This is a genomic window from Armatimonadota bacterium (assembly GCA_013314775.1).
Taxonomy (GTDB): Bacteria; Armatimonadota; Zipacnadia; order Zipacnadales; family JABUFB01; genus JABUFB01.
The window spans coordinates 1-8,040 of record JABUFB010000034.1 but is presented as its reverse complement, the minus strand read 5'-3'; the positions used below and the strand labels follow the sequence as shown (position 1 = coordinate 8,040).

Genomic DNA, 8,040 nt, shown 5'->3' with positions numbered 1-8,040 from the left:
GGGTGACAATGTTCGGATCACGGGGGAACTGATCGTACCGATCGCGATGGAAGAGGGTCTGCGGTTCGCGATTCGCGAGGGCGGCCACACCGTGGGCGCCGGCGTGGTGACGAAGGTTATTGAGTAGGACGACGACGAGGCCGCTGAAAGGCTACTGCTCGCGCCGGGCGCTGATGCTCCCGGTGCGAGCTTGCCCCGAGACCAGGGCCTGCCTTGGCCGGGAACTGAGTGCGGAAGGTGTTGACAGTGCCTCAGACCAAGATTATCCTCCAGTGCAGTGAGTGCAAGGCGCACGGCTACGTGACCAGCAAGAATCGGCAGAATGTGCCGGACCGCCTGGCGCTCAGGAAGTACTGCCGGTGCTGCAACAAACACACTGAACACAACGAAGCCCGCCTGCGCAAGTAGGAATGGGCGCGAGCAGCCTGCGCTTCCGGCCGGATGTCAGAAGAGCCGGCCAGGTCAGGCGCCAGCAGGGGCGTAGCTCAATTTGGCAGAGCAACGGTCTCCAAAACCGTAGGTTGTCGGTTCGAGTCCGGCCGCCCCTGCCAGTCCGATGCAAGCATACTCGCGGGCGCAGCCGAGTGCGCCCGCCCGCCGTCTTCGACATTCGGCCCCGTGCCGATGCCCTTCTACTCTCATTGCGACTTGCCCGGTAGCGGGCGATCCAAGGTTGGTACCAGGATGGCCACGCCGAAACCAGCGAAAGCGCCACTGCTCAGCCGCATCGCGACACCGTTCAGGAACCTTTGGAGGTTCCTGCGTGACGTGTATTCCGAGTTGCAGCGTGTGGTCTGGCCCAGCCACGAGGAGACCTACTCGTTCACCGTTGTCATCATTCTTGCTATCGCGATTGTGGCCGTCTGGGTCGGGGTTCTGGACCTGTTCTTCACGACACTCATGTCCATTCTTGGCATCTCGAAATAGCGCAAGGCGGCGGAGCCAGCCAGGGAGCGCACCTCATGCAGTGGTTTGTCGTCCACACTCTCACCGGGAAAGAAAACAAGGTCAAGACGGCCATCGAGAAGATGGTCGAGGCCCACGACCTGGGACACCTTGTGGGTCGTATTGAGGTGCCTACTGAGACGGAGATTCGTTCGGCCGCGGGCAAGAGGCGCGAGGTCAAGCGGAAGCTCTATCCCGGGTACGTGCTCGTGCAGATGCACATGAACGATGAGCTCCGTCATTTGATCCAGCAGACAGCGGGCGTTACGCATTTCGTGGGCTCGTCGGATACGCCGGTTCCGCTGAAGGAGTCCGAGGTCTCCGAGATCCTCAAGACGGTGGGCGAGGAATCCCAGAAGCCGAAGACTATCTGGACTGTGGGCCAGGCCGTGCGCGTGACGGAAGGCCCGTTCAACGAGTTCACCGGCAAGATCGATGATGTCAATCCCGAGCGCGAGACCGTGAAGGTACTCGTCTCCATTTTCGGCCGCGAGACACCCGTCGAGGTCGATTTCACACAGATCGAGAAGCTGTAACCGGGGCGCCCCCGATCCTGGCGGTCTTCCGCCCGGGGGGCTTTCGTGTTTCTGAGGGGTATCGAGCATGGCAAAGAAGGTTCTGGCTGTAGTCAAGCTGCATTGTCCCGCGGGTAAGGCTAATCCCGCGCCGCCCGTTGGCCCGGCACTTGGGCAGCACGGCGTCAACATCATGGAGTTTTGCAAGAGTTTCAACGAGCGGACTGCCCAGCAGATCGGTGACATCATCCCGGTGGAGATCACCGTCTACCAGGACCGCAGTTTCACGTTCGTCACCAAGACCCCGCCGGCCGCCAGTCTTCTCAAGAAGGCTGCGGGTCTGGACAAGGCTTCTTCTGCCCCCAACAAGGAAAAGGTTGCCCAGATGACATGGGCGCAGATCCGCGAGATCGCTGAGCGCAAGATGGTCGACCTCAACGCCCGCGACGTGGAAGCTGCCGCGAAGATCATCGCCGGAACTGCCCGCAGTATGGGGATCGTCGTCAGCGACTAAACAGACTGCCGCGGCCGATGGGCCGTGGTCGCGCCCAGAGCGCGCAATTACCACCGTCTCCGGGTGGGAGCGGCCTCCGATGCGAGGCTGCCGCCTCCAGACGAGCGAGGTGCACAATGCCCAAGCACAGCCGCCGTTTCGTCGAAATCAGCAAGAAGGTGGACAAGCAGCGGCGCTTCACTGCTCAGGAAGCGATCAGCACCCTGAAGCAGCTTGCAAACGCCAAGTTCGATGAGTCGATAGAGTTGCACTTGAAGATGGGTGCCGATCCCTCCAAGGGCGACCAGACCGTACGCGGCACGACAACGCTTCCCCACGGTACGGGCAAGGTTCCACGGGTCGCAGTCTTCGCCGAGGGTGACGGTGCGAAGGCCGCGGAGGAGGCCGGGGCTGACCGTGTGGGCGCCGAGGATCTTGTGGCCGCGATTCAGGAGGGGTGGGACGAGTTTGACATTCTCGTCGCCCAACCCCAGATGATGCGGATCATTGGCCCGCTCGGCCGCAAGCTGGGGCCTCGGATGCCCAACAAGAAGGCCGGGAACATCACTGACGACGTGGGCACCGCTGTCAAGGAACTCAAGGGCGGCAAGCTGGAGTACCGAATGGACCGCGGAGCCGGTATCCACGTGGGGATCGGGAAGGTTTCGTTCACCGAGGAGCAGTTGCTGGAGAACCTGCTCCATCTGGTGACCGTCATTCAGCGCGCCAGGCCCGCCAGCGTCACCGGCAAGTTCATACGCGCTGCGGCGCTTTCCAGCACCATGGGTCCCGGCATGAAGCTCGACGTGGATGCGCTCATCGCGCAGACCCGCTAGATCGTGGCACACTGACAATGGCACCCATTCAGTTGGGTGCAATGCTGACCGTAGACAGCCGGCGCTATCGCTTAATGGGGCCCAGCCCAGCCGGCCGAGGTCGGGCTATAAGCGTAATCTTCCCGGTCAGGGGAGATGCGCGCCACCTGTACGCACAGGCGGCGGTCCCGACGCTCGGTGGCCGTCGCCTTTTTGTTTGCTTGAGCAGTTTCACCAACACCTGGTGCCCTGGCCGTGGGAGGGGTGCCACTACCGAGGAGGTGAGTAAATGCCCACACCTCAAAAAGAGGCCATCGTCGCGGAACTGCGGGAGGCTTTCGAGAACTCAGCAGGCATGTACCTGCTGGATTTCTCGGGCATTCCGGTGAACCAGGTCAATACCCTTCGTGGTCAGATCCTTGAGGCAGGCGGGCGGGTATTCGTTGCGAAGAATCGCCTTCTGAAGCTTGCCCTCGCCGGCACGCCGGCGGAGGAACTGGCCGGTATGCTCAAGGGCCCGACCGCTGTCATGTTCTGCGCCGAAGACCCGATCACACCGGGAAGGGCCATCCTGGACTTTGCCAAGACCCTGACAAGTGACAAACAGCGCTGGGAGATCAAGGCCGCCTATGTGGATGGCGTCGTCTACGACACCAACCGCGCTCGCGCTCTTGCTTCTATGCCGCCGCTGGACGAGATCAAGGGCAGCGTCGTTGGCAGCATCGCCGGCCCGCTGAACGCATTGGTCGGCACCCTGAACGGCGCTGTGTCGGAGCTGGTCTACACTCTGCAGGCTGTCGCCGACAAGCGCCAGGAACAGGCCGCGTAGACGTGGGAGCGGTTGTCGCATCTGCGCCACCGCTGGTAGCCCCAGGATGGCTGCCAGAGCAAGTCGTGTCAAGAATACCGCCGGGCGGCTTCAGCCCGCACCGGTTCACACACAGGAGGAGCGACAATGTCTGTCGACGAGATCATCAGCGCGATCAATGAGCTGAGCGTCTTGCAGCTCGTGGAACTCAAGGACAAGCTGCAGGAACAGTGGGGCGTCACCGCGGCTGCTCCGGTCGCCGTAGCCGTCGCCGCCGGCGAGGCCGCACCGGCCGAGGAAGAGAAGGACTACTTCAGCGTGGTCCTCACCGACATCGGCCCGGAGAAGATCCAGGTCATCAAGGCTATCCGCGAGATCACCAACCTCGGTCTCAAGGAGGCCAAGGAACTTGTGGAGTCTGCTCCGGCTACTGTTGCCGAAGAGGTCAACAAGGAAGACTCCGAGGCCATGAAGGCCAAGCTCGAGGCCGTCGGCGCCAAGGTCGAGCTCAAGTAGTCTGCGCTCCAACCGCCAGACAGACGCCGCGCGGATTTCGCGCGGCGTCTGTTCTTGGGGAGGTGAGAGCGCGCCGGTAGAGAATACGCATTCCCAGGCGGACCATCTGTTCCGGCATCGGTAGCAAAATGCCACTCTTTGAGAATACACATGATATCCAGCAGCTTCTCGCGCGCCTCAGCGAGTTCGATAGCGTGCCCGTTTTCACACGCCTGTACTACGAACTCGTGGCTTCGCGCGTGAGCCGTCAGACTCCGGAGGCAAGGGAGCTGGCTGACCTGCTCCTTTGGCATCTCGAGGCCGAGGTGCGCTTCCACGGCTTGCTCAATGGCCTTGCCGGGCGTGAGGAGATCCCCGTCACCGAGATGCTCTCCCTGGCCGACAAGCGACGCATCTCACTTCAGGAGACTCTTGACCGAGTCGACGCCCTGAAGCTGCGCAATCGACGGCATGCCGCGACCGCTCACCTTATCGCCGCGGAGTGCTGCTATCATCTGGACCGGCACGATCGGGTGGTCGCTCATCTCGAACGCGCGGTTCAGCTGGGGGTAAATGATCCGATCTGCTATTTCGCCCTGGGGTACAACCGCTACGTGCTGGCCGAGGACGCCTTCACCGCCATCGATGACGAGACCGGTGACAGCGTGGTGCTGGACGAATCTCGATACCGCACGGCGCTCCTTGATGCTGTCACTGCGTTCGAAAATGGCATTTCGGGCGGCCCCCTGGACGCTCATCTTTACTGGTGGATGGGCAACTGTCTCGCGAAAGCTGGGTTCGAGACGGCCGCTGCCCACGCCTTCGAGCAGTCGAAAGGGTTGCAGGAAGACGTGGCAGAGCTGCAGTCTGAGCAGCCCGACGGGCCGGATCAGGGAAGCTCGCCGGGCGACGAGCACGATAACTCCGCTGCCCCCGATGAGTCAGCCGGCACCAACCTGCCAGCGATCACGTGGGAAGAGGTCCAGCAGGTCGGCGAGTTGCTCAAGCGCTCATTCACCCCCGGCGAGATCCTCGGCGAAGACAAGTGAGCTGAGTGCTCGGGCTCGTTTCCCCGGAACCTGCTCAGGCCCCCACCGATACCCCAAGACGATCCTTGCGTGGCACTGTCCTAGGACATGGATTTCGGCACTGTGAGAGGACCGCCGCAATTGACTTCGGCGTCTCCCCTGTGCTATAGTCCGCAGTGCGTGGCCTGGGCTTCCCGGGCCGCGGCAGCCGGTGCTTTGCATGTTCCATGTGCCGAGTCTGGCCAAGAAGGGAGGCACCTCCTGGCCGGGCACAAGGGGTCAAGCATGTGAAGCGGAATGGGCATTGCAGACGCGGCGGGCGCGGAAGAGGAAACAAAGGACACTCTCCTCGCCGGTCCGCAAACACAGACAGGCTCGTTCCGGGATGCTTCCGCACTCACCGCGAGCGGCGGCTGACATCCCCCGGACCAAATTGAGGAGGACTACAGACGATGAGAAAGCTCATGCTGTGTGCTGTGGTTTCCCTGCTCGTGGTTCCCTGCTTCGCGCAGACGAACCCGGCGGAGACCGTGCCGTTCGATCACTGGGCGTACGACGCCGTGCAGACCCTCGTCGACGAAGGGATCATCATCGGGTATCCCGATGGCTCCTTCCGCGGCGACCGCGCCATGACCCGCTACGAGTTCGCAGCGGCCATCGCGCGCATGCTCGAAGCCATCCCCGAGGGCAAGCAGGGCCCCGCTGGTCCCGCCGGCCCTCCCGGCCCTCCCGGCCCCCGCGGTCCCCAGGGCCCGGCTGGTAACGTTGGTCCCGCCGGCCCCGCTGGTCCCGCTGGACCTCCCGGAGTTGCTGGTCCCGCTGGTCCTGCCGGTCCTGCCGGTCCCGCCGGCCCCGCCGGTGGCGGCGTGGGCACTGCCCAGGTCGGCCCCAAGGGCGACAAGGGCGACCCTGGCCCGATGGGTCCCAAGGGCGACGTAGGCCCCGCCGGCCCTGCCGGCCCGATGGGCCCTCCCGGACCTCGCGGTGAGCGCGGTCCTGTCGGTCCCACCGGTCCCAAGGGTGACCCCGGTCCTGCCGGTCCTGCCGGTCCTGCCGGTCCCGCCGGCCCCGCTGGTCCCGCCGGTCCTGCTGGTCCTGTCGGTCCTGCCGGCCCCGCCGGTCCGCAGGGTCCTGCCGGTCCCGCTGGTCCCGCTGGTCCGCAGGGTCCCAAGGGCGATCCCCCGACCCCGGATGAGGTCAGGGCGATCTGCAAGCAGCTGATCGATGAGTTCGCCGACGAACTCAAGGACATCCGCGACGACCTCGATTACCTCGAGGACGACGTGTATGACCTCAGCGACCGCGTTGCATGGCTCGAAGAGCATGCAAAGGGCCCGAAGGTCTTCGGGTTCATCGACTACCGCATCGGCTGGGCCGGTGACGAGGTTGTGTCCGCGAACTATCAGTTCGACAACCTCACCGCCAAGGTCGGCGTGGAAGGCCAGGTCACCAACGACCTTATGGGCCGCATTGCCCTCAAGGTCCGCAACACCAGTGACATGGGCCGCGCATGGTATGGCGCCGGACAGTCCGTTGCTCCGTCCGCCAACGAGATGGGCGCGGTCGACGGCTACAGCGCCGAGACCATCTGGCTCGACGAAGCCTGCCTGATGTTCCCGACCAAGAAGCTGCTTGCTGCTGACTGGGTCTGGGGCCGCCAGTTCGTCAACTACGGCCTTGGCCTCCTGGTCAACAACAGCCGCCAGTCCCAGGATGGTGTCCGCGCCAAGTTCGACAACGTGTGGAACACCAACCTCGACTTCGACCTGTTCGTGGGCGCGGCCGAGTACGACTGGGCCAACGGCTATGACACCAGCGATGGCTACCTCGCAGCGATGGTCAGCTACGAGAAGCCGAGTTGGAAGATCGCCGGCGAGTACCTCGATGACGGCTACGGCTTCGAGTCCGGTTGGGCCATTGACTTCTGGACCAAGTTCTGGGGCCGCGAGCTGTATGCGCAGTACGCCCAGCTCACCGACTCCCGCCTCGGCGTGGACATGACCAACCTCAACTTCAGCACTCCTGAGGCGGTCATGGCCATGGTCGATGTGTGGAAGGGCAAGAACTGGAACCTGCGCGGGTACTACTCCAGCGTGGATGCGGGCTACGATGTGTGGTACAGCACCATCAACCCGTACTACGAGGACTACCGCGGCATGTTCGTTGCGCAGAACACCAATGGCGGCAACGCCATTTCGTGGGAGCGCTGGCTGCGGAACCCGATCGCGATCACCAACGTAGAGGCCATCGGCGGGCAGCTGCAGTTCAACCTGGCGAACCTGCCCTTCGAGATCGCCTACTACAGCCTCGACAGCAAGAGCAACTACTGGGCCATGTCGCCGCTGTCGGCTCTTGATTACGACGAGCTGTTCTCCATCCGCACCAGCAAGAAGGTTGCGGACGGCGTCGAGATCGGGCTGACCTACGCGATTCAGGGCGCTGCCGCATCCGGCGCCGGAATGGCAGATCAGGACTTGCTCGCAGCCGAGGTGCGCGTGGGCTTCTAAGTCCAATCGCGCAGCGCAAGGACACACCAGAAGGGACCCGGGCTCCGGGTCCCTTCTTCTTTGTCGGGCTGGTCGAAACGCCGGACCCGACTGAGCAACCGAGAGCCGATTGGGGACGAACCCGGGGAAAAGCGAAAGCCACACCCGATGGGTGTGGCTTGGTGGTCCTCATGGTGGGCGCTAGTGGATTTGAACCACTGACCTCCACCGTGTCAAGGTGGCGTTCTCCCCCTGAACTAAGCGCCCGTCGTTGGGACACGTAGTATATCAAACCACTCCGCGGCTGTAAAGCACTATCAGCAGGTTTTGTAAGCGCAACGTGATAATGTCCGGTTGGTGCAAAGTAGAAATGTCCGGTGGTAGTGTCGTCGTCGTCGCGCGGCGAACTATCCGGGATGGAACTACTCATGAGCGTAAAAGAGCGTGACTGTCTG

10 protein-coding genes and 2 tRNA genes are annotated in these 8,040 nt (G+C 63.1%); 11 read left to right on the top strand and 1 reads right to left on the bottom strand.

Translation table 11 applies throughout. From position 1 onward, the window contains the following. From tuf to HPY44_22275, 11 genes are all read left to right on the top strand, one after another. On the top strand, positions 1–127 hold a 127-nt coding region (gene tuf / locus HPY44_22325; protein ID NSW58756.1), incomplete at its 5' end, for an elongation factor Tu. A gap of 101 nt (positions 128–228) precedes the next feature. Continuing rightward, positions 229–408, top strand: coding sequence for a 50S ribosomal protein L33 (gene rpmG / locus HPY44_22320; GenBank protein ID NSW58755.1), 180 nt, complete (start codon positions 229–231; stop codon positions 406–408). A gap of 66 nt (positions 409–474) precedes the next feature. After that, positions 475–551, top strand: a tRNA-Trp gene (locus HPY44_22315). A gap of 133 nt (positions 552–684) precedes the next feature. Continuing rightward, positions 685–927, top strand: a complete 243-nt coding sequence (secE, locus tag HPY44_22310) for a preprotein translocase subunit SecE (protein ID NSW58754.1) — start codon at positions 685–687, stop codon at positions 925–927. A gap of 35 nt (positions 928–962) precedes the next feature. Then, positions 963–1,481 carry a transcription termination/antitermination factor NusG gene (nusG, locus tag HPY44_22305; protein ID NSW58753.1) on the top strand — a complete coding sequence of 173 codons (519 nt, stop codon included), beginning with the start codon at positions 963–965 and terminating at the stop codon, positions 1,479–1,481. A gap of 67 nt (positions 1,482–1,548) precedes the next feature. After that, positions 1,549–1,974, top strand: a complete 426-nt coding sequence (gene rplK / locus HPY44_22300) for a 50S ribosomal protein L11 (GenBank protein ID NSW58752.1) — start codon at positions 1,549–1,551, stop codon at positions 1,972–1,974. Positions 1,975–2,090: 116 nt separating this feature from the next. Further along, a complete protein-coding gene (locus tag HPY44_22295; protein ID NSW58751.1) occupies positions 2,091–2,789 on the top strand; it encodes a 50S ribosomal protein L1 in 699 nt (232 codons plus the stop codon). 268 nt (positions 2,790–3,057) lie between these two features. Beyond that, positions 3,058–3,597, top strand: a complete 540-nt coding sequence (locus tag HPY44_22290) for a 50S ribosomal protein L10 (protein ID NSW58750.1) — start codon at positions 3,058–3,060, stop codon at positions 3,595–3,597. Positions 3,598–3,723: 126 nt separating this feature from the next. Then, positions 3,724–4,092, top strand: coding sequence for a 50S ribosomal protein L7/L12 (gene rplL, locus HPY44_22285; GenBank protein ID NSW58749.1), 369 nt, complete (start codon positions 3,724–3,726; stop codon positions 4,090–4,092). A 128-nt stretch (positions 4,093–4,220) separates the two neighbouring features. Further along, positions 4,221–5,120 carry a hypothetical protein gene (locus tag HPY44_22280; GenBank protein NSW58748.1) on the top strand — a complete coding sequence of 300 codons (900 nt, stop codon included), beginning with the start codon at positions 4,221–4,223 and terminating at the stop codon, positions 5,118–5,120. A 431-nt stretch (positions 5,121–5,551) separates the two neighbouring features. Then, positions 5,552–7,606, top strand: coding sequence for an S-layer homology domain-containing protein (locus tag HPY44_22275; protein ID NSW58747.1), 2,055 nt, complete (start codon positions 5,552–5,554; stop codon positions 7,604–7,606). Between the two features lie 171 nt (positions 7,607–7,777). Here HPY44_22275 and HPY44_22270 read toward each other — a convergent pair. Further along, a tRNA-Val gene (locus tag HPY44_22270) sits at positions 7,778–7,852 on the bottom strand. Between the last annotated feature and the right edge of the window lie 188 nt (positions 7,853–8,040).